We start from the raw sequence: 23,808 nt of genomic DNA on the forward strand, positions 1-23,808 counted from the left end.
ACCTCAAATATAGCTTTACTTCAATAATTTAGAAATGAAATCTTTACCCCTCAAGTACAGACCACAGCAGATTGAGAATTTAATCGGACAGGAGTTCATCACTACAACTCTCAAAAATGCTCTGACGACAAATAGAATTGCTCCTGCCTATTTGTTTGCAGGACCTAGAGGAACTGGCAAAACCTCAACAGCCCGTATCCTGGCAAAATCTCTAAACTGTCTATCAGTCGAGCAGCCTACAGTCGAACCCTGTGGTGAATGTAGTTCCTGTAGGAGCATTGAACGCAGTAATTCCATTGATGTCACTGAAATTGATGCTGCATCCCACAATGGGGTAGATAACGCTAGAGAATTAGTCGAATTAAGCCATCTTGCTCCGTCTCAAGTTCGCTATAAAATCTTTATTATCGACGAGGCGCATGGATTAACTAACGCTGCCCAAAATGCTCTACTCAAGCTGATAGAAGAGCCACCAGCCAAAACTATCTTTATTTTATGCACTACGGAACTACACAAGGTTCTGCCCACGATCGTCTCTCGCTGTCAGCTATTTAACTTTAAATCTCTTTCCCAAACTGCTGTAGTAAAACATCTCGACCGCATAGCCACGACAGAAAAAATTGATATTACCGCTGAAGCAATAGACGCTATTGCCAAATCTAGTTTGGGTAGCTTGAGAGACTCCCTACAGCTATTGTCTCAATTACAGGTTTTACAGCAACAAATTACTTTAGATGTCGTGGTAGAAGCTGTTGGCGGAATCAGTCCTCAAGAACTCTGGAAGTTGATGGTGAACCTAGTTAAAGAGGATGTGCTTAACGTACTTTTGATAGCCAGAAATTTGATTCAAACTGGAAAATCACCTGAATTAATTCTTAAAGATTTACTCAACGCTCATCGAGATTTACTGTTAATCAAAGCAACTCAAAAAGATTGTAAATCCTTAATTTTGAGCAATCTCGAATACGCAAAGCTTCGTCAGTTAGCTAACAAAGCAGATCGGCATGGCATCGAGCGCTATCTCGAACAGCTTCAAAAAAGAGAGCAGCAGCTTCGATTTAGTATTAACAATGCAGTTTGGCTAGAAACCTGCCTGTTAAACATGATGGATGCCACTCGCGCAAAGGATGATAGTCATGCCGATCGCCAGTCTCAAGCCAAAACCGCTAAATCTACCGTTAGCCTGGGTGAGTTGTGGGCAAAAATCGTTAAAAGTACTAAGTCATCAAATCAAAAAATGCTGTCTCATGCTAACTTAATTGGATTTGACAGAGAATTGAACTTTGCTGTATTGGCTGTAGAACCAAAATACGTAGCTAAGTTTCAAAACCATACTAATTGCCTCTCTCGCATCATTAGCCAATCACTGAAACAGCAGCAGCCTATCAAAATTATTATCGAGGAGAAGCAATGATACATATATTAGTAGGAGACGATCGTCATCATATCGAACAGGAAATAAATAAGTGCAGACAACAAATTCCGCAACACCTACAAGCACTCAATTACCAGCGTTACAGTAGCGATCGCTTATCAGAAGCAATCATTGATGCACTCAGCGCAAGCTTTAGTAGCTGTCAGAAAGTGGTGGTTATTGAAAACTGTAACTTTAGAGAATTTGGCGAACTTGGTTTGTCGCTGCTACAACCCATTACTAAACTACCAGAATCTGCCTGTTTAATATTTACCGCCAGTTCAATAGACCGACGGCTAAAGGTTTCCAAGTTTCTACTCGATTTAGGAAAAATAACCGAATACAAACAAATTCCTCCTTGGCGGTCAGATTTATTGGTTAAGGCTGTAGAAACAGAAGCCAGAGAGATTTGCTTGAAGCTGACCAAAGATGCCTCTCGATATTTAGCTGATGCTATTGGTATCGATTCGGAACGCAGAGAACAAGAGTTAGAAAAGCTATCAATTTATGCTGGCGATCGCAAATTAAATAAGTCCCAAGTAATTCAGTTAGTGCCAGTCAATACGCAAACTAGCTTACAGTTGGCTGATGCCATTAAGTCAGGTCAAGCTTTATTAGTAGCACAACTTACAAGCGAACTTTTAGCCAAAGGCGAACCTCAGCTAAAGATTATTGCGACCCTAATTACCCAATTTAGAACCTGGTTATGGACGAAGTTGGCGATAGTTAAAGGTATCAAAAGTAATGCTGAAATTGCCAAGCTAGCTAATGTTGGAAACGTCAATCGAATCTACTATCTGCGCCAGGAAGTTGCCAAATGTTCGCTTCATAGCTTATCTAACGCTGTAGTTCTTTTATTCGAGTTACAAATAGCCTGTCAGCAAGGAATGAAAGGCGATGCTGTACAATCTCGATTGTTAATTGCTTGTCGGGCGTTTCACAAAATTTGAGCGAGAGTAAAATTTATTCTAGCTAAATAAATTTACTAACATAGCTAGAACTAAATATACATCTGTCGTTGCTTTTTTCATAGGCTCTAAAATAGAAATACAAAGATATAAACGTCCGTCCCTTAGTTCATCGAAATACACACCGCTGTGTTGTTTTTATATGACAACATCTACATTAGATTTAGGCAAAATCATAATCCAGAAAATTATCAAACATGAAGACCCTTTTAGAGATTGAAAAAGCAATAAAAGAATTGCCAGCAAAAGAAGCTCGAAAACTTGCAGATTGGTTGAATCAGTATCTAGATGATGCTTGGGATAAGCAAATGCAGAATGATTTGTCAACAGGAAAATTAGATGATTTTATTGCTAAAGTCGAATCAGACATTGAAACCAATCGGGTAAGAGATTTGAATGAAATCCTTGACAACACCTGATTTTTGGAGTTCATACGCTAAACTACCCTTAAAAATTAAAAAGCAAGCTCGAAAAGCTTATCTTCTTTGGCAGGAAAATCAGTCTCATCCATCTTTACATTTCAAAAAAGTCAGCAAAAATCTTTGGTCGGCTCGTATTACTCAGAATTATCGTGCTTTGGCACTAAAAAAAGGTGATGGTCACTACTGGATCTGGATTGGAACTCATGATGAGTATGAGTTGCTGTTAAATAATTAAACAGAGTTATTTATTAAAGCATAACCATAGCTCGAACTTACAACTGCGCCCTAGTAATCTTTTCAGCCACCACTTCATCAATAGAACCAGTAGATGCTACTTCTCTTGCCCTATTTAGTACATTTGTAGCTGCTTCAAGCTGAGTTACAATTGCTAGCAATCTGTTTCTACGCTCGATTCCAGAACGCCCCACGATATTACGGGGATCTTCGTCGCGAGATAGATGAATCACCTTTACTTCTTCTTCTTTTAGCTGCGGAGGAAAGATCGCTTTTTTGGCTGTCAGCTTGTTATACTCATACGTGGCATAGGGTCTTTTTACTGAATAACGATGTGCTTCAATACCCTCTGGGGCTACATAACCTGCACTCAATTCTGTAATAGTTTCTTCCAATAGCGCCATCGCATCTCTAAGTTGGTCAATGCTTTGGGTTACTCCCAAAGTTTCTGGAGTTTGTGGGCAGCCCCTGGTAGACAGCAGATAACGCGCTGTCTGTCCCCTCGTCATGCGGACTCTTTCGACAATACGACGATTATCTTCCAATCTTGCTCGATATAGCTCGATCCGATCTTCTTCCGTTAGTTGAATAATCGTACCGCAGGTGTCTTTATTGGGACACTCAATGGCTGTCAGTCCAGGCAGCATCATCATCGAAGCGCAGCTAAATCCGTAAGCACATAGTTCGGTAGGCATGATTATTAGTTCTAGCTAAATTATTTATATTATATAGCTAGAACTAATAATCATTCGCTAATTTCCTAACGGGGATGAGACTTAAAACAAATACTCTCTTAATAGAATGCAGCGACCAAATTACCACCTCTTACTACAAAGTATTTTAAATAAATCACTAACACCATCTCTCGACCAACAAGATAACTTAGAGCCGGTATATACTTCAGGGAATGGGGACATCGCCGAATTTCTTCAAGAAAATCTCCTTTGGCAAGAAACAATTCCCCCTCAAAAAGCCAAACGCTATAAATTACCAAAAACTTTACCGCACATACTACGAAAAGCCTTGAAAGTTAATGGTATTAACAGTCTTTACTCTCACCAAGCCCGATGCCTACAAGCAATTAGAAAAGGCAAGGATGTAATCATCACGACTGATACTGCTAGTGGCAAAACTCTCGGTGCTTATATTCCTGTACTGGAAAATTTGCTTCAGAACGATACTACTGCTTTGGCTTTTTACGGACTCAAAGCATTGAGTGCCGACCAAAACCAAAAACTGGCACAATTAATTGATGCTATTCCCGAAGCTCAAAGACCTTTTATAGCTCTACTTAATGGAGATGTCAGTAAGCCCGAACGAGAATCTTTACTTGCCCGCTCTCCCCAAATTATCACCACTACTCCAGAACTTATTCACTATGCCCTGCGACAGGTTTACTTTAACTCTGGTTGGCAACACTTTTTCTCACAACTAAAATTCATCATCATTGATGAAGCACACACATTTAATGGGGTTTACGGTGCTAATATGACTAACCTGCTGCGACGTACCAAACTCACTGTAGATAAGTACGGTGGCAACAGTAGAAAACTTCAGTTTATCTTTCTCAGTGCTACAGTTGGTAATCCTAAAGAGTTAGCCAGAAAACTTTCAGACCGACCGAAGCTTAAAAGCGATCGACTGTATTGGATCGATAAGTCAGGAGCGAGTAAGCCAGAACAGCAATTAATTGTTACCCGTCCCAGCAGCAATCCCAATGTAGACACAGCCAGGATTATCTTGTTTCTACTAAATCAAAACCTGACGGGTATTTGTTTTGTTAACAGCAGACAGTCTATCAAAAGCTTGTTTTCAGTCTTAATTGCCGAAGCCGAAGCTCAAAAATACTATGCTATGGAACAGCAAATAGCTATTTTTTACGGCAGTCTTACCCAACAGCGAAGAGAGCAGATTTTAGCTGGATTAGAACAGAAACTAATTCGCTGCGTCATTGCTACCTCAGCTTTAGAAGCTGGTATCGACATTGGCAGTCTGGATTTTGCTATTGTCCGTGGTTGGCCCAATTCTTTACAGGCTTTTCGACAACGTATAGGTAGAGCGGGTAGAAATAGAAAAGGACTGGCTATTTTCCTTCCTACTCAGTATTCTCCGTTAGATCGCTACTATGCCGAACAGCCAGAGATACTTCTTTCGGGCAAAGTGGAGCAAGTTAGCTTTAATCCCAACTATCCTTTAGATTTAGGCAAACATCTTATGTGTGCTGCGGCGGAGAATGGTTTCAACCTCCAGCAAGCCGAGCAATATTTCAGCTATAACAGCATTCCTCTGTTACAGGCTTTAATGAAGCAGGGAGTACTGCGTAAAAGTAGAGAACGGCTATGGGCTAAAGGATATCCCCATCGTGATGTCAATTTCCGTGGTAGCTCTAGCAGTTACAGAGTTAGTCTGCTCGATATCGAACGGGGCGAGATTGTCGAAGAGTTGGATGGAATTACCGCACAGAGAGAGGTGTTTCCAGGAGCGATCTACCGTCACCAACATCCAACCGAAGGCATGGTAGTATATCGCTGCGAAGAACTTACTTCAGACAAGGCAGTCTTGAGAAGAATTTCTGATGTTGGATTGTATACCAGAGCCACCACAGAAATTGAGACTAGGATTACCCAGGTTTTGACCCAGCCCTATAAGCTTACTCTTGCCGACGCTACTTCATCAATACCTCTAGTAAAGCTTACCCTAGCATCTGTGGCGATCGCCGAATCCACTATTGGCTACCAGCTTTTACAGAAAAAGTACGAGCTTACTTGTTTAAATCCTAAGTGCCTCAAACATAAAGAACCACTACACAATCTCAACTTCTGCCCTTTCTGTCAGCAGAAAGCCAAACGAGCAGAATTAAGCTGGCTAGTTGATGAACCCAGCTTTGCCGAACCTCTTACCAATGAGCTAAACACAGTCTGTACCAAGATCGAACTCGACCCCAATTTTTATCAACAGCTTCAACCAGCGATCGATAAGATTAAGCAAGAACTGGTGTCACATTCACCCAATTTTGTCTGGGAATGTCCCCTGGAATTTATGGTGTTACACAGTTTTGGTCATTTGATTCTAACAGCACTCCCTTTATTAAGGATGGGAGCATCGAGCGATCTCAATTTTCTAATTAGCTCTGACTCCGAACATCCAAAAACATCTACAGGTTACTTCTACGACACTAATGAGGGAGGAAATGGTGCATCAGAAACGGTTTGGCGATATTTTACACAGTTGGCAGATAAAGGTATAGCCCTAGCCAAACAATGTGATTGTAATAATGGCTGTCCTCGATGCCTGCATCATACAAATTGTCTCGATCGCAATCAGGGTCTACTGAAACAACTAGGGATCGCTGCTGGTGAATTAATCTCTGCAAATAAAGATTGCTAACGCTTTCCTGTGCCTAATAAATTCAGGGCGTAGAAAGTTAAATGGCAGTTATTACTTTAAAAAAGCTAGTTTCTCTCAATCAACAGTGTTATTCTCCTCTTGGTAACTTTCAAGCTTCAGAGCGATCGATACAGCAACAATTTCAACAACTTGTTAGACAAAAGCGAATGGGTTTAAATATCGAATCCCTGCTAAATTCACAGTTTGCTGTCTGGCTAGAACAATTAGAAAGTTTTATTCCAGGAATATTTGACCTGCGTAAGAAAATTTATCTCGATACCAGGTGGCAAGCTCAACTTCAGCTTGAAGAAGTAAGTCATTGGCTTTCGGTTCCAATTAATGCTGGAGTAGTCAAAAACAAGGTGCGCCTGTATGAATGGCGAATTGGTAGTGCCGAACTTATTTGGTTAGATCGCGTGAAGCTATGGATAGCCTGTAACTATCTTCAATATCCACCAGAAAAGTTAGTAATAGTTATTTGTGGTTTTTCACCCCAGATCAACGGTCGTGTCACCAAAACTCGCTGGGATGATCGCGACTATAAGGCTATAGAAAAGGAAATAAAATCTTTGTTTGCAGAAAATACCTCAGCTACTTCAAACCCTAGCAAGTCTTCCGATTACATATTCAACATAGATGAAATAGAAGAAGTAAAGTTATAAAAAAGCAGGTTTTTGCAAGACTATGACCTATATCACACCTCATAAACTCTTTATTTAGTTTGATAGTAATCGCTGAAAAAAAGTCTTTAAGTAGACAAGCTATCCCACAAATGTAATGCAGAGAGTTTACGAAAATGATAGTTAGTAATAGTAAATACGTATATTCAGGTAAAGCTGCTACTCTTCTAGATGTCAGTAATAAAACTTTAGTCAAATGGGTAGATGAAGGATATTTGCACTGTATTAGACAGGGAAAAAACCGTAAGTTTTCTCTTGCCGAAATTGAAAGATTCATACAAAGTAATTTCTATCGTAGTAGAAAACCAAAGTATACCCTAATCTACGTGCGTGGCAAGAACAGCTTAGAATGCAGGAAATGGGTAGAGCGAGCTAAAAATTACTGTCACCGGCAAAATTGGGCGACAATAGTTGTTTCCGAATCGGTCAGCAACCGCAGCAATCTAAATACGCTTTACTTCCAGCAAGCCTTTAACTACTTTTACGATCGCAAGATAGAGAGGCTGATTTGTTGCGATCGAGATGAAGCCAGCAAAATCTTAGCTACCCTAGTTCGGCATAGAGGATTGTCAGTATTAAGTATTAATGAACTGTAATTTAGCTACATGAAGTTCCAGTTAAGACTACCAGAAGATGACCGAGTAATTTTACTTCGCTAGCTCAAAGGCAGATAAATCAAGATTACAAAGTATATATACCTTCTCACACAAACATATAGTTAACAAAAATGAAAACTAAAGTACTTTTAATCGAAACCGATCCTGCTATTGCTCTTGGATTACCCGAATTGATCGAAAGGAGTCATTCCGAAATCACCGTCGCTGTAGCTACTAATTACCAGGATGGATTGTCTCAAGCTGTCAATTCAAAACCAGACTTAGTTTTGATGGACTTGAACCAGGGAGAAGGATTGAGCTTGGCAGAAAAGATTAAACAAGCAATTCCCAACATCAAGATCTTATTTCTTTCTGCTACACTAAGCAGCCAAAAGGATTTAATCTCTTTGATTGCGGACGGCTATAATGGCTTCTGCCTCAAAGGAATTGAGGTTGACGAACTAATCGACGCTATCAAAGCTACTCAAAAAGATGAAGATAGCATCTATCTAGATTCTAGAATTCTTAGCGACCTAAGAAAACAGGTTAGCCGTTTGAAAAATATTACTGAGGAAAGCAATGAAGAGATCGCTAAAATCTTGAATGAGTTTACCAAAAGACAAAGAGATGTTTTAAAATTACTCATCCAGGGAAAAGATGAAGTCGAGATAAGTAAGCTGTTGGGAATTACCTACTATACGGTTCGCTCACACCTAAGTGCCATTAGAAACAAGCTTGTAGCGGGAAGCAAATCAGAAGTAATTGCTAAGTGCTGGAGTACGGGGTTGGCTTACGAACTTTAGTTTCTTTGCGCTGGTTTTACTTTGCGCTTGTTAGAAATAGCGATCGCCTTACCCGCCTGGTTCAATTCCTCAATCAGCTTTTGAGTTTCGGGTTGAGCTACTACTGCTGATGACTCTAACTCTTCTGGCAAGGGTAATAATCTTGCTGCTGCTTCAATTCTCTTGTCAAGCTCATTAGTTTCCGTATTCCTTCTGCCCTCTGCCTTCTGCCTACATGCGGACAAGTCCTTTGTGCCTTCATCTTGTAATTTTTCACACCGAGCAATTAGTTGAGCTTTAATCGATTTGCCCCATAGCTTTTCTGACTGTTTTGCCCTCTGCTTATCCTGTTGCGAAATAGGTATTTTCAATTTGTAGGGAAATAGAGCTTCTTTAGCATTGCCGTAAGCAGGTGAAGTGATGACGCATTTTCCTTCGGGGAAACGGAGAATCTCATCGGAAGTTATTAAAGGCTTTTTGTGGATTTGCTCGCTCCAATTTACCGAACGAGAGCCATGTCTGCCCATCGATCTGCCTGTAGAACGATTCTTAAGTACAATCTCGGTTTCTCCGTAACGTTTGGAGTAAATGTCTGCTGTTTCGACATCCCCTGGATTAAATAATACATGGGTTGAGAGAGCAGAAGCGATCGCCTTGCCTTTTTGAAGTCCATAAGCTTCGTAGAGTTGATTTAAACTCTGGATACCAATCATCGGCACTCCACCATTACTACGATATTCGTTGACGTAGTTTACCGTGCGATCTAAATAGATCGAGGGGAATTCGTCGAGGGAATAGACATAGGGGCAGTCTCTTTTTTGGGCTAAATTTTCTACCAAGCAAAGATGGATGTTGGTAGCCAATAAAGGTGCGAGTATCGATCTGCGTTTATCGTCTAGTTTAAATACCGTAAGCTGCTTTCGCTTTTGCTTGAGCGGGATCGTACTTTTGCCGATAAAGGCTCTGAGGAGATCTTTTTGGATAAAAGCACTATAGGTAGTTTCGGCGGTAGCTTTGATTCCCGCCACCGTCTTCTCGGCATCCTTACTCGATAAGAAAGTAGCAAAGGTAGCAGCAATCCAGGGATCTAAGCGATGTTCATCTTCACGATACACGGCATATTCCAAACGCTGGGTAAACTGAGGTAAGCGAGCTAAAGCGTAAACCATAGCCAGATCGGGATAGTCGCTTGACTTGGCAAGCTGCAACAATCCTTTAGCCAGCATCGCCCCATTCTGTTGAAAGAATGAATCTCCCTTACTATTTTTAGCTCCTGGGGTATTCTGAATGATTATCTGACCGATTTCCCCTGCCATCGTTGCGTCCTGGGGACTTTCCATAAAGTCGAGGGGGTTAATTACACCGCTATAAGGTTCGCCTGGAGCAAATACCTGAACGCTATAGCCGTAGCGAGTAGCCAGAGCCGTATGTAGCTCCATCTGGTCGCCCTTTTTGTCGTAAATCATTACGGGCAATCCCTGTTGATAGGCACTTTCCAACACGCGATCGATAATTGAAAGTGTTTTACCCGAACCAGGTGCGCCAATGACCAGAATGCCTCGTTCGGCGTGGGGAAACCAAACTGTAGGAGAAGCCCCCAGCATCGTCTGCCAACTCGCACCAATTTTTCTGAGTTTTCCTTTAAACCAGTACTTAGGCGTACCACTCCAGAGAGTGCAGGGCTGACATTTACCCTGTCTGACACTTTCTATCTGCTTTAAAGCCTTTTTGCTTGCCTGTAGCTTGTCACCGTTATTAGCAAACCGACCGCTGGTAATTCTATTAGATTTTTTACCTAGAAATAAGGATACCAGTAGTAAAAAGACCATGATACCCATCATCGATAGAGCATCTGGGTTATTTAAAACTGTTAAAACATCATCAAAACTATTACTAGTTGATGTATTAGCTGTAGCTATAACTATATTTCGCTGATTAAAATCGCTCATTTTTTGTAGTCAAATAATTAAATTAGCTTTCTTCTCCTACACCCCATACCCAATCCCCTAAACCCTTTCAAAACCTATCCCTATAAGTACTAACCGACACTAACCTGGCTATCGCCCCTAGTTATAGGCAAATTTTTACTGTTCGATAAATATTAAAATGGTTGAATCTAAAACTAGAAGAAGTAAAACAGCATCAGCAGATTCTGAGTTGGAAATTGATGAGGAACTATTAGACCCCAAACATAATGAAGCTCGTCCTCCCTCTCTGCCCTATGGCATTGTGATTAACGATCGCCCTGCGGGAATCCTGATTCCAGAGGAACAATTAGAACGAGCCAACTGGTATCAACAGGATCTCGAACTAACTACCATCGACCTCACCAAAGCAGTAACGGGATTACTGTTAGACCAAGTTCGCTTGCTTGTGTTAGCAACTACCCCTGAATATGTGCGTTGGAAAAACGACGAAGATAATTTGGGTGAAAAAGCTGGTACGATTGTCGCTCTCTATGAAGAATATCGATCCAAACTCGACAAGAAGACTCAGGATGTTTGTTCAAAACACGCCATGATGTTTCTCGATAAGAGCGATCGCCCCCTGCACGAAGTTCCCATTGTTGTCACCTTCAAAAACGTTTCCTTGTGGTCGTTTAAGTCGGCAAAAGAAGAACATTACCGCAAATTAGAGAAGGTATTTGCTAAATATACTAATCAGCCTTTTAGCAGTAAAAGCGACAAATGGCGTTCTCTAGGTGTGCTTTATACTAAATTTAAAGCAGTCAAAGAAGGCAAAGGTAGCAATAAATCTTTCTGCTGTAAAACCGATAAGATTGTCGAGCCAACCCTCAGTAACTTCCCTCGTCTATTTCTCGGTAAAACCGAACGCAAACGGGAAATTTGGCAAATCCATGACACTATTACGGGATTTGAATCGAGCGATAAGCTATTAGCTGCTGGTGATGAATCTACTATCGAAGTATTGCCACCTGCTAAAGAGCAAAGCAGCGACCGCGTCTCAACACGCAAGATCGAGCAGGTTGAAGATGATGAAGATGACTTTGAGCTAGATGACGACGATCTTCTCGATGATGACTTCGATGATTAAAACCACTGGCGTTTAATTATTCCAGTTATTAATTGGAATATAGAAGGTAAAGCAAATAATCCTACTACCCCGACTCTATACCAATTAGCAAAAATAGCTGCTTTTTTATGGGGTTGGGGAATTTTTTTCTTAGTTTTATTTCTCATGGCTTTGTTGACTGTTAAATTGCTGTCTATAGATTAAAAGCAAACTAAGTCAGATTAAATTGCCATATCTACCCAATCTCCTCCTCAAACCAAATCAATAGTTTTAACTAGGTTTTTTCTAAATTGTCACAATTCTCAACCGTGAATGAACACCAAATATCTATCCCCTGCTGCCAAAAAGATTATTCTTAAGTACAAAAGACGCAATCGTCAAAACCTCCCCAATGCTTTTTATAGCCAGAAAGAAACGGAAATATTAATCGAGCAATATCGTCAAAAGCAATCTGTCCGAGTAAGAACTATTAATGCTAAATATCGCCCGATCGCCAATGCAGAGCAACTAAGGAGATTACTAAATCCCTTGATTGGGGCAGTTAAAAGAATTGGTATCGATACAGAAACTACAGGTTTAGATCCGCACCTCAACAAAGTTCGCTTAGTACAAATTGCTGTTGCCAAGCATCCCGTATTCATTATCTATCTAGCTGCCATAGAAAAGAACGAATTAACTCCCCTCAGACAACTTCTAGCTAGCGATTGTCTCAAAATCGGACATAACTTAAAATTCGATCTGATGATGTTGGCAACTGCGGGACTAAATCTTAAGCCACCTTACTTCGATACCTATCTAGGATATAAAGTATTGACTGCTGGACTGAAGAAGACCAGCACCTTAGAAATGGTTGCTCGTAAGCTATTAAAGGTAAAGCTTAACAAATCTGCCCAAACCAGCGATTTTAGCCAAAATATTACTAAGGAACAGCTACAGTATGCTGCTAATGACGCTGCCGTTTTGCTGCCCCTACACAAAAAGCTGGATCGCCAAATTATCAAAGCCAAACTGACCGATACGGCTCAAACAGAATTTGATTGTCTGTATGCAGTGGCACAGATGGAGCTTAATGGTGTTCGGTTAGATTTAGATAAGTGGCAGCTACTCAAACAGGATTTGCTACGACAACAGGCTGAATTAGAAAAGAAATTACAGGCACATCTAATTAGGAGCGATCGCTCTGACAATACTCTACTAACTAAATTAGGCAGCAAGATTAATCTCTCTTCTCCCAAACAGGTAATTACAGCGTTCAATCAATTGGGAATTGATGTCAGATCGACTAATGTTAGAGAATTGATTCCTTTGGCTCAAGATTATCCTGTCATTAGATGGCTATTAGAGTACCGCAGCCTGACAACTAGAATTAATACTTTTAGTGTTGGTTTACCCCAATCTGTTCATCCCGTAACTAAAAGAATACAGGGTCATTGGTGGCAAATGGGGGCAAGATCGGGTAGATTTAGCTGTCGAGAACCCAATCTTACCAATATTCCTCACGATCCCCAAACTAGAAAGTGTTTTACTGCTGCTCCTGGCAACGTCATTATCAAAGCTGATTACAGTCAGATCGAACTGCGATTGATGGCAAAAGCAAGTGGCGACCAACCTATGATTGATGCCTATCGTCAAGGAGAAGACTTACACAGGTTAACCGCCTCATTTCTATTCGATCGCGCGGTCGAAGATATTGAAGACGATGAGCGCAAATTGGGGAAAATAGTCAATTTTGGACTTATTTACGGCATGGGAGTAGCTAAATTTTGTTTGACTACTGCCAAGAAACACAATATTTATTTGTCTAGATCGGAAGCAAGTAAGTTTCGTCAGAAGTTTTTCTTACTTTATCAAGGAGTAGCAGCTTATCATCAGCGAATTCGACGGGAGTGGCAGGCGGATTCTAGGAGCAGTTACAGTCTCGACGGTAGGCGTAGAGTTTGGAGCAAACGTACTAAGCCGACACTAAACGAACTACTCAATCATCCCATCCAGGGAACAAATGCCACTATTATCAAACGGGCGATCGCTCTATTGGATTCTACTTTGTTAGTGAAAGTGCCAGAGATTAAATTGGTTTTGGTGGTACACGATGAAATAGTCCTAGAAGTGCCTCAAAATTTAGCAGATAACGCTGCTCAATGTTTAGCCCATTGTGCTATTCAAGCTGCAAAATCCATTCTCGCTCCAATCCCTGTAGAAGTTGAGGTGAAGGTTTTAGATAGTTGGGGGAATTCAAGTCTTTGAATAACTTTCTACAGCTTCAATAGCTGTCAACTAAATTTATTCGTCACTAAACTCTCAGTGTATTCACGTATTATCTTTTTCTGTACTAGATATATCTGTAAAATTACTGTTGAATTGCAAGTTTGGCACAAGATAGGTTTTATTTAATTATTTAAAATAACTATTTATGCCGATTCTTTTGAATGGTTTTAAAGTACAGCTTTCATCGTCAACTTTTCAAGCCTACATAAAGGATATGCCAGACAATAAAGATTTTAAGGCATTGCAACAAAAATATGAACACTCATTGTTTCTCTACTGGTCAAGAGGAAAACTTTACGGAATTCCTAAAAAGATACTAAATACAAAACCCTCAATTGAACTTTTTGAACTTAACTGTGAAGAGCATCTAAGATTGCTCAATGCTCGAATAGCAAATGTTCTTCCAGAAATATTTCCTGAATATTCCCCTTCTCGGAGAAGACCTTTTACTTTTTTGGCTCAAAAATATGAACTAATTTCAACAATCTCTAAAAAACTATATAGTGTCCCTTCATTACTCAAGGCATTTGCAATAACACCAAGATTTTCTATTGAATCTAAAACGATTGAATTGCGACCAGGGGAAGTAAATATTGGTCTATTTTTAAAGGTAGGTACTTGCTGGGAAATTCGCTCTTTACTTAGTCTTTTACAAGAAGCTGGAATCGATCTCGAAGGATTATATGTAGTTCGCAGATGCCCAGAACCTGGTCAACGCCGTTTAGTAGGAAAAATTAGCTCATTTTCTAATGGAACAGTTTATCTATCGGAATCATTTGATGAAATTAACTCTATTAATGAAAATCAGGTGTGGCTCGAAGGCTCCAAAAAATCATTCACACGTTGTCTTAAAACTCTTTTAGGAAACCAATACGGAAAATTTGAGACTGAAAGAGACTCGGCAGAAGGTAATTTGCTTACAGGTCCTGCTTTAGAGGAAGCTTTAACTACTTTAGGTAACTATCTTCATCAAAAATCTCCCTTGCAGATTGCTCCAGATTTACGGGGACACATTGGAGATCGTATTAAGGCAGTCAATGACAGCAATTATCAAACTGTAATCTCAGCCTCTCCTGTTGAATACTGTTTTGATGCTGCACGCACTAAAAGAGACAAATATTCTTTTCGAGGAATTAGTAACTATGGACCTTTTAGCCGAGAAAGCTTTTCTAAAAAATCTCCAGAAATTTTGATTTTCTTCCCAGATACAGTTCAAGGAGCAGTAGAAAATTTTCTGGGTACTTTTCGCGACGGAGTTAGTATTAAAAAGAAGATAAAAAATAATGAAGTCGAATATTGGTCAGAAAATTCTAGGTATATAGGTGGATTCGCCAAGATTTTTGGTCTTGCTAATCCTAAATTTGTAATGCACAAAATTCCCTGGCTTAAGCATACTAATGTCTCGCCAGCGATTGCTTACAAGAATGAAATCGAACAAGTTCTTAAAAATCGAGAACACAAAGCAGATGCTGCTATAGTTGTTCTCTTAGAGGAGCATTCGAGACTGCCCGATGCGATAAATCCATATTTACAATCTAAAGCCTTACTTTTGATGGCTGGAATTCCAGTACAAAGTATTCGAGTATCAACTCTGGGACAGGCTAACTGGTCGTTACAATACTCTCTTCAGAGTTTTAGCGTTGCTCTCTACGCCAAAATGAATGGAATACCCTGGACAGTGGATCAAGATCTAACTATCAGTGATGAACTAGTAATTGGCATCGGTAATTGTGAATTATCTGATAGTAGATTTACCGAAAAACAACGATTTGTTGGCATCACAACAGTTTTTCGAGGTGATGGTAATTATCTTTTGGGGAATATGTCTAAAGAATGTTCTTATGATGAATATCCCAGTGTTTTAAGACGATCGACAACATCGATCCTTCAAGAAATTAAACAACGCAATGGATGGCAACCAGGAGACACCGTTCGCTTGGTATTTCATGCAGCTCGACCTATGAAATATGTCGATATTTCTAGCATAATTGCTGAATGCGTCGCTGAAGTTGCTCAAGAACAAATCATCGAATTTGCTTTCTTAACGGTTTCTCAGGCTCATCCTTTTTCAGTTACGGATAAATCACAACCAGGCGTTCTGGTCAAAGGAGCTGATTATGGTAGCCAGACAAGAAAAGGAATATATGTTCCAGCCAGAGGAAAAATTGCGCAGCTTGGCAGATATACTCGGCTTCTCTGTAGCAATAGCCCAAATATGATTAAAAAGATTACTTCTCCTCTACCAACTCCTCTACTTATCAATTTGCATCCCCAGTCTACATACCGCGATTTAACTTATCTGAGCGAACAGGTATTAAAGTTCACTTCACTATCCTGGCGTTCGGTACTTCCCATTTCAAAACCTGTAACTATCTATTATTCTGAGTTGATTTCTGAACTTCTTGCACGTCTGCAAAATATAAAAGACTGGTCCCCTGCAATGTTAAACATTCAACTCAGAGCGAGTAAATGGTTTCTCTAATATATATATCTAAAAGCTTTGACTATCAGTTAAATAGTTTAGAAATTTATATTCGGCAAAACTTCAACTGGGAGTCTCCTGAAAGTGGTTTTGCTAACTATATTTTTAATTGTTTTACTAATCAACTTTTTTTTTCGGCTGAAGAAGCGTTTCTTGCTAGTTTAGAAGAAAGCCGTCTATGCCAAGCACCTATGCTTGCAACAATAGGATATCAAATTGCTTCAGGCAAAAAATTTGAGGAAAACTTTTTGAATTCTTGGGCAAATGGCTTGACTCGCCTTTCAAGTCGAGAGGTATTTACTCCTGACCGAGCTTCTTTTTTTTACCGACCAGTTGAATTGTTAGGTATATGCCTTGGGGTAAGCAATTGTTCTCAAGTTCGTTCTAAAGATTTGGCTTGGTTAGAAAATGTACTCAAAACAGGAGAACAAAAGTTAGCTGATAGCAATTTGTGGACTTATTTAATCGGCATCTTAGCAGCAAATTCCCTCTCTATTATGTGGAAACCGAGAATTAGACTATTACCAGAGGAAATGACTATTGAAGAACTAGCTTTGACAAAGTTTTTTTGTAATTTTCGCAAATCCATTGCTCAAGTTCTAGGGTTAGTTCAGCTAGAAGAACTAATTGATAATAATTTGCTCGAACGCTGTATCGTCAATACTCTCACACCACAAGATCTGGCTCGTGCATCAATACTTTACTGTTCTCTCAGACAGACCGTTACCCGAATAGTTAAGTCAAACTGCAAGCAGTATTGGGAAGTAGGTAATAATTCCGTAGCTGCAATTGAGTTTATTGACTCCTTCAGCGATCGCTTTAATCGGGCAGCTCAGCAGCTACAATCTCACGATGACATTGATTCTTTGACCAATATTTTAAATCAATGCAATGTAAATGATTTGATTACCAACTTATTAGACCTTCAAGTTAATGTTAAAACGATATTTAAGATAGTCAACAGCGTAGATGAAAATCGCTCCTCAGCAAAAATAATTAATAATTTACTTACTTTTACAGGAAATAAGATCACCATGAACGATAATCGAAACAATGTCGAAGTTCAACAAGCTTTTCATGCACCAACCTATGGCGTAATTGGAAATAATGAAGGCAACCAAAATATATTTATTTCAGAACAAAGACAAACTTTAGCAGAAGCAGCTATTGAAATCCAGCAGCTATTAAAACAGTTAGAGTCAAGTAATCCTACAGCCAGCAAACAGCAACAAGTAGAATTTGTCTCAATGGCGATTGCTCCTAATCGCCGTCAAAAGTTCTTAAGCGCATTAGATTCTGGGTGGAAAGAAGCAATAAAAGAATTTCTTGATAATCCCTATGTAAACGTGGCGATCGTTATAATAGAAGGGTGGAAAAGTGCAAAAGAGTCATGAGCATAATAATTATGCGCAAAGAGCGCGATCGCTGAAAAACTACAATCTGCATGAGATAAGAATCAACATGACGAATAACATTTCAAAAAACCAATGGCAATTCTTAGAACCACGTTCCTCATCATGGCGCAAACAGCTCTATTTTAAAGGAAGAAAACTGACTGCTTTTACCGTGTGGTCGGATATGATTGTCAATGAAGACACCCTTGGCGAAACGGCAGCTAATTGGGATTTATCCACAGAGGCAATTAAAGAAGCGATTGAATATTGTGAAAATAATCGAGAACTGTTGAAATCTGAAGCAGAAGAAGAGCGTCGTTATTTAGAAGAGAGAGGCGTGATACTTGAGCCTAAAATTACTCATCGATGAAGATTCTCAGGCTATAGCTTTAGTTAAAACTCTCCGAAAAGCCAATCATGATGTCGTCACAGCTAATGAAGCAAATTTGATGGGTCAGCCCGATCGTATGGTTCTAAAATATGCCATTCAAAATAACAGAATTGTGTTGACTCGCAATTGTCGTGATTTTGAAGCTCTTCACAAAGCAAATCCCAATCATTCAGGAATCTTTGCTGTATATCAAGAAGCTAACCCACTCAAAAAAATGAGTCGTCAAGATATTGTTAAAGCGATCACCAACTTAGAGACTGCCAAAATTCCTCTTCGGAATCAATTTTTCTCTCTCAATCATTGGAATTACTAAACTCGCGCTCACTTATTATTTACGACCGCGCTCATCCAGCTTCAAGATGATGCCCTTGATATTCAAATAATTCCTGCCGAACCACAGCATACTCACTCTTATCTTCTGAAGCAGCAGGACGCGCATAATACGCCTTATTGCGAATCGCCTGTAAATCCTCAGCATCGCGAATTGAGGCTTTTTTAAACTGAGACAACTGAGCTATCAAGCTCTCAATAGTTACTGTAGGAGTAACCGCAGCTTCCTGCCTCTCTTCATCGCTCAGGTTACAGTAAAACTCCTCAGCGCAGCGGGTTACGGCATTAGCTATCTCAACTGGGGTCGAACCCTGATATCCCCTAAGTAAACGATACCAATCTCGCTCCGACCAGGGATCTCGTCCATCGGCAAACTGAGAGGGAAAATATTTACCCAGATGAATTAAGAAAATGTCTCTAATCGCTCCCCTATGAGGTAGATCGACAAACCAAATCCCGCCATCATCAAACCTACGCTTAATCTCAGAGGGCAGTAGTTGGATGCGGTTGACTGTAGCAATCATCAGCGCGTTGCTAGTATGCTCCTGCATCCAGGTTAATAATCGCTGGGATAATCGACGGCTCGCTCCTCCTTCTGACCATCCAGTAAATCCCTTATCAAAATCATCGGCTAAAATTACGCAGTTATCTAGACAGTCAGCTACTTCTAATATCTGAGCTAATGCCTTATCGGGATTATGCGATCCCAACACGTTACCCCAAGACAATCCCAACAGAGGATAGCCTAATGCTTTGGCAGCGAGCTTGGCACACAGACTTTTTCCCGTTCCAGGAGGACCCATTAACAACATCCCCTTGGGCGGTCTGAGATTATATTGCTTTGCTCCAGATTCGTTGAGTTTGACTACTACCTCATGAAGATATTTTTGCAGTAGATCGTTACCCCCTGCACTTTTGACATCGGGTTTGGCAAAGAACTCCAATCCTATTTCCCGCCAGCAGTTTGTTTTGTGTTCTAAAATCTTGTCTACCAAACTACTGATATCAGCATCAGAATGCTTTTGTAATAACAGCTCAATTTCTCCCCTCGATAAACCTTGTAGAGCCGTTACCAGTTTTTGCCAAGCTGATTTCTCTGTTATTTCCTCTCGAACAAAGCAAGTTCTTACTAGAGTTTCAACTTCAGCGCGATCGGGTAGAGGAATTTTCAAGATTGGGATTTGAGCAGCAAGCCTGCTGCCGAATTGAAGATATTCCCCTAATAAAACAATATAAACAGAGCGGTTACTAAAAGCATATTTGCGATTTAAGTTAGCGATTAAGGCTTCTCTTTCTCTTATTATCTCTACGGGTAATTCCTCATAATCACATAAGTCATCTAGTAAATATATCCCCTCGGCAACATTATCAGATTGTAAGAGGAACTTGAGTATGTAATTTGCCTCTGCTGTTTTTTTTGTTTCCAGAATTGGACTTAGTTTAATATTTTCTTGCCGATCTATCTCTACTTTTTGTAGGTTTTCATAGCCAGAATTACAATAAAAGACTGGAGTATTTAATTTCTTGTCAAATCTAGCAAAATACCTAAATAGTACATCGATATCAATTGGCTTAATCTCTATCGCTGTAATGGTTGAATTTAATTCGATTCGCTTTATCCAGTGTTTTGAATGCATTTTAATTCAAGTATAAAAATATTCTTTTATCTAATAAAATATCAGAGCTGATTTGAAATTACTATTCCTAAAAATAACTATTAAATTTATCGTTTTCGACTATAAAACTAGTTTTGCTTTGAGATTGATAAAAATTAAAGAGTAAAGGTAAAATAATGTTTTCCCTTTTGTTCTTGACCTTTGAGCCAGCTCTTTAGTTTTCATTTCAATACGTAACCAATAAATTTATTGATGCGCTTATCAGCGCGTATTTAGAAAAATAAATTGAATTAAGGAGTTTAATTATGGCTACAGCTAGTCGTAGAACTGCAAGATCTGCTAGTAAAAATGGTGCTAGTAGCAATGGCAAAAGCAAAGCTAAAACTACTAGAACATCAACCAATGTTACACCGCAAAAGCTTGCCGATACTTTAATTGCTGCTGCTCAGAAAAAGTTTGGCGTAAAACTCGATACTAGAGAAGAAAGAATCGGCAAAAAGGTCGGTTATGCCACTAGAGAACGCTTGGGAAAGAATCTCCTGGGATTGGCTAAAGATGACTTTAGTTGGGATACCTGGAATAAAATCTTTGCCAAAATCTTCGGCGAACCTACTGCTCTCAAATATCCCCCTGAAGTCGTGGCTCAAGCAATGGCAATTGTCTATCATGATGTCCCAACCGAACCCGAAGCAGCAGTCCAAGCTCTCATCGATTACAATGACCGTTCCCTAGAAGAGCGAAATCGACGCGAGCGAGAAGAACGGGAGAAGGATGACGATCTAAATGACATTGAAGAATTACTCGATGATGACGATGAATTGGACGATGAGTCTGAAGATTTAGATTTTGTCGATGAAGCCGAAGATGAGGATCTAGAAGACTTCGAGGATGACGAACTCGATGATTTTGACGAAGAGTAGTCTCTGACAAGTCGGTTCGGTCGATGGTTAATTTAGTTCTAGCTATATAAATTAAAATAGATAGCTAGAACTAGTTTTTACCCACAACACAATATGATTGATTGAATAAATCTTTCTGCATCGTCTCGATCGCCTTTTTAGACAATGGCACTGGCTGCTGTTGATTGAAGGCGATCGCTATTTCTACAATTCTTTGTAGATATTCAGGAGATTTACGAGCAATTTCTGCCTGACGATACCATTGCCATAATCGATCTTGCCTTCGTCTGAAGGCTATCCAATCAAATCTCAACATTTTTTTTTCGGCTGTAGAGAGAATAGTTTGCTCGACCATGTGTTCTATTCGTTGCTGAGTAAGTTCATCTTTACCAAGAGCAATAGCAAACCTAAACCACTCCTCTTTAATTGGTAGATATGGCTTGCTCCCTAATAACTGCTCGTTCCAATCCTTACCTGCTAAGGGACGTACCCTCAAACTACTTTGAAGCTGTTTGGCAATTCGCCAGGACATTTCTTCTCCTGGGCGATCGCCATCTAGCGCGAGAATTATCTTTGCTCCCTGTTGAACAGCATTCGTTAATACGGTTATAGGAATACTACCAGCACCATCGATTGAGATATAAATCGTTCTACCGTAAATAGAATCTCCTCTCAAAGCTGCTAGGGATATAGCATCAATAGGAGACTCTACCAAAAATATTCTGTAAACTATGCCTTCACCAATACCAAAAAAGAACCAGCCTTCATTACGCTTAGTTCCTGGAGTTAATAACTTGAGGTCGCCAGAAGTACTCCTCAAACTAGCACCTACCGCTTCACCTAGCTGGAAATTGCTAGCTATGGCATAACGAAAGAACATCGCATTACTGCGACTATCGGCATCAATTAAGCCTTGTCTATGTAGAGAATCTATTAGAAAAGTAGGCAGTCCCCGATGATCGATTAAGTAATTTTTTACATCTTGCCATTTTTGGCGATCGCGACGATTACATCTTGCTGGCTTTTCTGGTACTTTTACCTTTGCTGGCACAACTTTGTCAGATCTTCTAAATGGAAAATCTACGGGTTTACCCCAAAGAAAATCCATGGCAGTAACAAAATCACACTGCATTACGTGTGTTACCAAGCTTATCGCACCGCCACCTCCAGTTTGCGCCAAATGGTCGAAGAAAACACCGCGACTGGGATCGATGGAAATAGCGCAACCAGTAATACGCCACTTCTTTTTATCGAAGCGATCGCGCTTCATCCCCAAACGCTGGGCAACTTCTTCAAGATCGAATTGGCGTACTTCATCAATCACTTCTGGAGGGTAGAGGGGTGTTTTAGTGTTTATCTCAAAACTCATTACTAAATTGCCCTCGCTACATTCGCTGAAAGAGAAGCCAGTGCTTCGGTATCATCTGTACTAATAGCTAGTAAAAATGAACTTACCTGTATCCCAAGCTGGGCATCCTTTAGAGCTGATTTTATGGGTGTCCCTCTTCTAACTAAGCTGATAGCTCGATTAACTTTATCTTCAGTCCCATCATCAAGATCTAATATTCCTTGTCTAACTACTCGCTGCCAACCAAAATATAGATCGTGAGCTTTGAGCGCATTTTCTACACGCTCATCATCTTCACTACTTGCTTTTTTAGCTAGCAACGGCACAGAAGGTACTTTGGTGAGATAAACAGACAAGTCCTCATTGGGATCTATCAGACTTGCTGTTTCTGTAGTGTTGCCTACAGTTTGAATTGAATCTTCAGATTTTGATTCAACTTGTGGTTTCTTATTTGAATCTGGAATTATGGCTGCTGAACGATCTATAGCTTTGGGTTTTTCTATTGCTCGATCGTCATCACTACTTTTGGTCGTAGAAGGAACACTTGGGAATTTCTGTTGAATCTTATTACCCCCTGGGAAGGCACAAAGGCGATTTGGTTCGCCGCATGTAGTTTTAGGGCAGAGGGCAGAAGGCTTACTTCCTTGTTCCTTTTCCAGTTTAAAGCCTCTGCCAAGCGTATACTCAGCGTTCTTCAACTGCGAATAAGTCTCGGTTTTATTACAACTCTCCTTCTGCCCTCTGCCATCTGCCTCCTGCCTTCGTCCGCCATCCTGCTTGACAAAAGAAAATTGCTCTAAAGCCATCTCTGCTAAGGATGAAATTACCGCTATGTCAATATCAACAGATTGAGCAGACTCTACTACACTCAGATCTCCATTCCTCACCTTAGCAACAAAACGCTTAACCTTAGTTACTACTGGATCGTTTGGTTTGGTAAATCCGCGATCGATTGCCAGCTTCAATCCACGTTCCACATCATTGAGATTGGCTGCACGCCCGTAACTAACTTTGATGACCTGGCGATCGCGATTGGCTATCCTGTTGCGAATTTGAGGCGTAATCTTAATTCCTAAATTAGCAACGCTATTACTGTGATTAATTTGGAAATTGTAGACACGGCTCATCCCTTTAGCATCAACCGTTTTAGCCACCAGATTAGTGATTTTAGCAGTTGTCGCCCCTGGAAAATCAATTTCTTCAATCGGCAACAGAAAGATAGTTTGAGCCGTACCCGAAGCAATAGGAAAATCAGTGTTGTAAACCACACGCGACGCATCTCCCAAGGCAATATAGGAAATCGCCTCATCCGTAGTCGAGAAGTCTATTACAGCAATTCTGCCTGGATTGACAGAGACATTAATTCCATTAGCGATCGCCGTTTCTTGACTGACCTGCTCGTAGCTCAAGTTGGTTGCTACGGTATATTCTGCTGCCAGTACCGATGCCTGAGCGAGTACAACTCCACCCATAGCAGCAGTGCTGGCTGCTAACAACGGCAGGTAAAACTTTAAATTGGGTAGCTTAAATGATTTTGAGAATTTCATTTGCCTAAAAAAATATGTAT

General features: G+C 40.2%; 21 protein-coding genes. 15 read left to right on the forward strand and 6 right to left on the reverse strand.

Annotation, left to right across the window (positions count from 1 at the left end):
• The first annotated feature begins 34 nt into the window (after nucleotides 1-34).
• The 4 genes from dnaX (at nucleotide 35) to PLEUR7319_RS0113960 (ending at nucleotide 3,039) form a co-directional block, all read left to right on the forward strand.
• On the forward strand, nucleotides 35-1,414 hold the full coding sequence (gene dnaX / locus PLEUR7319_RS0113945; RefSeq protein ID WP_019505852.1) for a DNA polymerase III subunit gamma/tau: 1,380 nt from the start codon (nucleotides 35-37) through the stop codon (nucleotides 1,412-1,414).
• On the forward strand, nucleotides 1,411-2,364 hold the full coding sequence (holA, locus tag PLEUR7319_RS0113950) for a DNA polymerase III subunit delta (protein ID WP_019505853.1): 954 nt from the start codon (nucleotides 1,411-1,413) through the stop codon (nucleotides 2,362-2,364). Before dnaX ends, holA begins: the two co-directional genes overlap by 4 nt.
• A 215-nt stretch (nucleotides 2,365-2,579) precedes the next feature.
• Entirely contained in the window at nucleotides 2,580-2,801 is a 222-nt protein-coding gene (locus tag PLEUR7319_RS0113955; protein ID WP_019505854.1) for a hypothetical protein, read from the forward strand.
• Entirely contained in the window at nucleotides 2,779-3,039 is a 261-nt protein-coding gene (locus PLEUR7319_RS0113960) for a hypothetical protein (RefSeq protein WP_019505855.1), read from the forward strand. The genes PLEUR7319_RS0113955 and PLEUR7319_RS0113960 overlap by 23 nt, the downstream gene beginning before the upstream one ends.
• A gap of 37 nt (nucleotides 3,040-3,076) precedes the next feature.
• Here the strand turns inward: PLEUR7319_RS0113960 and PLEUR7319_RS0113965 are convergent, their stop codons facing one another.
• Nucleotides 3,077-3,733 carry a hypothetical protein gene (locus PLEUR7319_RS0113965; RefSeq protein ID WP_019505856.1) on the reverse strand — a complete coding sequence of 219 codons (657 nt, stop codon included), beginning with the start codon at nucleotides 3,731-3,733 and terminating at the stop codon, nucleotides 3,077-3,079.
• Between the two features lie 106 nt (nucleotides 3,734-3,839).
• Here PLEUR7319_RS0113965 and PLEUR7319_RS0113970 point away from each other — a divergent pair, with 106 nt between their 5' ends.
• From PLEUR7319_RS0113970 to PLEUR7319_RS0113985, 4 genes are all read left to right on the forward strand, one after another.
• Nucleotides 3,840-6,425 (forward strand): DEAD/DEAH box helicase, encoded by a 2,586-nt coding sequence (locus PLEUR7319_RS0113970; RefSeq protein ID WP_019505857.1) that lies wholly within the window; start codon nucleotides 3,840-3,842, stop codon nucleotides 6,423-6,425.
• A 41-nt stretch (nucleotides 6,426-6,466) separates the two neighbouring features.
• Entirely contained in the window at nucleotides 6,467-7,087 is a 621-nt protein-coding gene (locus tag PLEUR7319_RS0113975; protein WP_019505858.1) for a hypothetical protein, read from the forward strand.
• A gap of 134 nt (nucleotides 7,088-7,221) precedes the next feature.
• Nucleotides 7,222-7,701, forward strand: coding sequence for a helix-turn-helix domain-containing protein (locus PLEUR7319_RS0113980; protein WP_019505859.1), 480 nt, complete (start codon nucleotides 7,222-7,224; stop codon nucleotides 7,699-7,701).
• 131 nt (nucleotides 7,702-7,832) lie between these two features.
• The gene (locus PLEUR7319_RS0113985; protein WP_019505860.1) at nucleotides 7,833-8,504 is read left to right on the forward strand and encodes a response regulator transcription factor; all 672 of its coding nucleotides are present in this window, start codon (nucleotides 7,833-7,835) and stop codon (nucleotides 8,502-8,504) included.
• Here PLEUR7319_RS0113985 and PLEUR7319_RS0113990 read toward each other — a convergent pair.
• Nucleotides 8,501-10,432, reverse strand: coding sequence for a type IV secretory system conjugative DNA transfer family protein (locus PLEUR7319_RS0113990; protein ID WP_019505861.1), 1,932 nt, complete (start codon nucleotides 10,430-10,432; stop codon nucleotides 8,501-8,503). The genes PLEUR7319_RS0113985 and PLEUR7319_RS0113990 overlap by 4 nt on opposite strands.
• Nucleotides 10,433-10,589: 157 nt before the next feature.
• On the opposite strand from PLEUR7319_RS0113990, the gene PLEUR7319_RS0113995 reads away from it, so the two are divergent.
• Nucleotides 10,590-11,537 carry a DUF5895 domain-containing protein gene (locus PLEUR7319_RS0113995; protein ID WP_019505862.1) on the forward strand — a complete coding sequence of 316 codons (948 nt, stop codon included), beginning with the start codon at nucleotides 10,590-10,592 and terminating at the stop codon, nucleotides 11,535-11,537.
• Here the strand turns inward: PLEUR7319_RS0113995 and PLEUR7319_RS41300 are convergent.
• Nucleotides 11,534-11,683 (reverse strand): hypothetical protein, encoded by a 150-nt coding sequence (locus PLEUR7319_RS41300; RefSeq protein ID WP_019505863.1) that lies wholly within the window; start codon nucleotides 11,681-11,683, stop codon nucleotides 11,534-11,536. The two genes, PLEUR7319_RS0113995 and PLEUR7319_RS41300, sit on opposite strands and share 4 nt — an antisense overlap.
• A 145-nt stretch (nucleotides 11,684-11,828) precedes the next feature.
• On the opposite strand from PLEUR7319_RS41300, the gene PLEUR7319_RS0114005 reads away from it, so the two are divergent.
• The 5 genes from PLEUR7319_RS0114005 to PLEUR7319_RS0114025 all read left to right on the forward strand — a co-directional run bounded on the left by PLEUR7319_RS0114005 (nucleotide 11,829) and on the right by PLEUR7319_RS0114025 (nucleotide 18,361).
• Nucleotides 11,829-13,760: a DNA polymerase gene (locus PLEUR7319_RS0114005; protein ID WP_019505864.1), complete on the forward strand. Its 1,932-nt coding sequence runs from the start codon at nucleotides 11,829-11,831 to the stop codon at nucleotides 13,758-13,760.
• Between the two features lie 166 nt (nucleotides 13,761-13,926).
• Nucleotides 13,927-16,263, forward strand: a complete 2,337-nt coding sequence (locus tag PLEUR7319_RS0114010) for a hypothetical protein (RefSeq protein ID WP_036798916.1) — start codon at nucleotides 13,927-13,929, stop codon at nucleotides 16,261-16,263.
• A complete protein-coding gene (locus PLEUR7319_RS42010; RefSeq protein ID WP_019505866.1) occupies nucleotides 16,251-17,657 on the forward strand; it encodes a hypothetical protein in 1,407 nt (468 codons plus the stop codon). The genes PLEUR7319_RS0114010 and PLEUR7319_RS42010 overlap by 13 nt, the downstream gene beginning before the upstream one ends.
• A 67-nt stretch (nucleotides 17,658-17,724) precedes the next feature.
• Nucleotides 17,725-18,027: a hypothetical protein gene (locus PLEUR7319_RS0114020; RefSeq protein ID WP_019505867.1), complete on the forward strand. Its 303-nt coding sequence runs from the start codon at nucleotides 17,725-17,727 to the stop codon at nucleotides 18,025-18,027.
• On the forward strand, nucleotides 18,002-18,361 hold the full coding sequence (locus PLEUR7319_RS0114025) for a DUF5615 family PIN-like protein (protein WP_019505868.1): 360 nt from the start codon (nucleotides 18,002-18,004) through the stop codon (nucleotides 18,359-18,361). Before PLEUR7319_RS0114020 ends, PLEUR7319_RS0114025 begins: the two co-directional genes overlap by 26 nt.
• Before the next feature lie 31 nt (nucleotides 18,362-18,392).
• Here PLEUR7319_RS0114025 and PLEUR7319_RS0114030 read toward each other — a convergent pair whose 3' ends face one another.
• Nucleotides 18,393-20,015, reverse strand: a complete 1,623-nt coding sequence (locus tag PLEUR7319_RS0114030; RefSeq protein WP_019505869.1) for an ATP-binding protein — start codon at nucleotides 20,013-20,015, stop codon at nucleotides 18,393-18,395.
• Between the two features lie 284 nt (nucleotides 20,016-20,299).
• Here PLEUR7319_RS0114030 and PLEUR7319_RS0114035 point away from each other — a divergent pair, with 284 nt between their 5' ends.
• On the forward strand, nucleotides 20,300-20,914 hold the full coding sequence (locus PLEUR7319_RS0114035) for a hypothetical protein (protein ID WP_019505870.1): 615 nt from the start codon (nucleotides 20,300-20,302) through the stop codon (nucleotides 20,912-20,914).
• A gap of 70 nt (nucleotides 20,915-20,984) precedes the next feature.
• Here PLEUR7319_RS0114035 and PLEUR7319_RS0114040 read toward each other — a convergent pair whose 3' ends face one another.
• Nucleotides 20,985-22,262, reverse strand: coding sequence for a toprim domain-containing protein (locus PLEUR7319_RS0114040; RefSeq protein WP_019505871.1), 1,278 nt, complete (start codon nucleotides 22,260-22,262; stop codon nucleotides 20,985-20,987).
• 2 nt (nucleotides 22,263-22,264) lie between these two features.
• A complete protein-coding gene (locus tag PLEUR7319_RS0114045; protein ID WP_051044435.1) occupies nucleotides 22,265-23,788 on the reverse strand; it encodes a hypothetical protein in 1,524 nt (507 codons plus the stop codon).
• Nucleotides 23,789-23,808 lie beyond the last annotated feature (20 nt).

The organism is Pleurocapsa sp. PCC 7319 (assembly GCF_000332195.1).
Classification (GTDB): Bacteria; Cyanobacteriota; Cyanobacteriia; order Cyanobacteriales; family Xenococcaceae; genus Waterburya.

Bases quoted from the DNA above. Each gene is read 5' to 3' on its own strand.
- holA (WP_019505853.1), top strand. From the start codon at position 1,411: ATGATACATATATTAGTAGGAGACGATCGTCATCATATCGAACAGGAA.
- PLEUR7319_RS0114035 (WP_019505870.1), top strand. From the start codon at position 20,300: ATGGCTACAGCTAGTCGTAGAACTGCAAGATCTGCTAGTAAAAATGGT.
- PLEUR7319_RS0113965 (WP_019505856.1), bottom strand. From the start codon at position 3,733: ATGCCTACCGAACTATGTGCTTACGGATTTAGCTGCGCTTCGATGATG.
- dnaX (WP_019505852.1), top strand. From the start codon at position 35: ATGAAATCTTTACCCCTCAAGTACAGACCACAGCAGATTGAGAATTTA.
- PLEUR7319_RS0113975 (WP_019505858.1), top strand. From the start codon at position 6,467: ATGGCAGTTATTACTTTAAAAAAGCTAGTTTCTCTCAATCAACAGTGT.
- PLEUR7319_RS0113960 (WP_019505855.1), top strand. From the start codon at position 2,779: ATGAAATCCTTGACAACACCTGATTTTTGGAGTTCATACGCTAAACTA.
- PLEUR7319_RS0114040 (WP_019505871.1), bottom strand. From the start codon at position 22,262: ATGAGTTTTGAGATAAACACTAAAACACCCCTCTACCCTCCAGAAGTG.
- PLEUR7319_RS0113990 (WP_019505861.1), bottom strand. From the start codon at position 10,432: ATGAGCGATTTTAATCAGCGAAATATAGTTATAGCTACAGCTAATACA.
- PLEUR7319_RS0113995 (WP_019505862.1), top strand. From the start codon at position 10,590: ATGGTTGAATCTAAAACTAGAAGAAGTAAAACAGCATCAGCAGATTCT.
- PLEUR7319_RS0113970 (WP_019505857.1), top strand. From the start codon at position 3,840: ATGCAGCGACCAAATTACCACCTCTTACTACAAAGTATTTTAAATAAA.
- PLEUR7319_RS0114010 (WP_036798916.1), top strand. From the start codon at position 13,927: ATGCCGATTCTTTTGAATGGTTTTAAAGTACAGCTTTCATCGTCAACT.
- PLEUR7319_RS0113955 (WP_019505854.1), top strand. From the start codon at position 2,580: ATGAAGACCCTTTTAGAGATTGAAAAAGCAATAAAAGAATTGCCAGCA.
- PLEUR7319_RS0114020 (WP_019505867.1), top strand. From the start codon at position 17,725: ATGACGAATAACATTTCAAAAAACCAATGGCAATTCTTAGAACCACGT.
- PLEUR7319_RS0114030 (WP_019505869.1), bottom strand. From the start codon at position 20,015: ATGCATTCAAAACACTGGATAAAGCGAATCGAATTAAATTCAACCATT.
- PLEUR7319_RS0113985 (WP_019505860.1), top strand. From the start codon at position 7,833: ATGAAAACTAAAGTACTTTTAATCGAAACCGATCCTGCTATTGCTCTT.
- PLEUR7319_RS0114005 (WP_019505864.1), top strand. From the start codon at position 11,829: ATGAACACCAAATATCTATCCCCTGCTGCCAAAAAGATTATTCTTAAG.
- PLEUR7319_RS42010 (WP_019505866.1), top strand. From the start codon at position 16,251: ATGGTTTCTCTAATATATATATCTAAAAGCTTTGACTATCAGTTAAAT.
- PLEUR7319_RS0113980 (WP_019505859.1), top strand. From the start codon at position 7,222: ATGATAGTTAGTAATAGTAAATACGTATATTCAGGTAAAGCTGCTACT.
- PLEUR7319_RS41300 (WP_019505863.1), bottom strand. From the start codon at position 11,683: ATGAGAAATAAAACTAAGAAAAAAATTCCCCAACCCCATAAAAAAGCA.
- PLEUR7319_RS0114045 (WP_051044435.1), bottom strand. From the start codon at position 23,788: ATGAAATTCTCAAAATCATTTAAGCTACCCAATTTAAAGTTTTACCTG.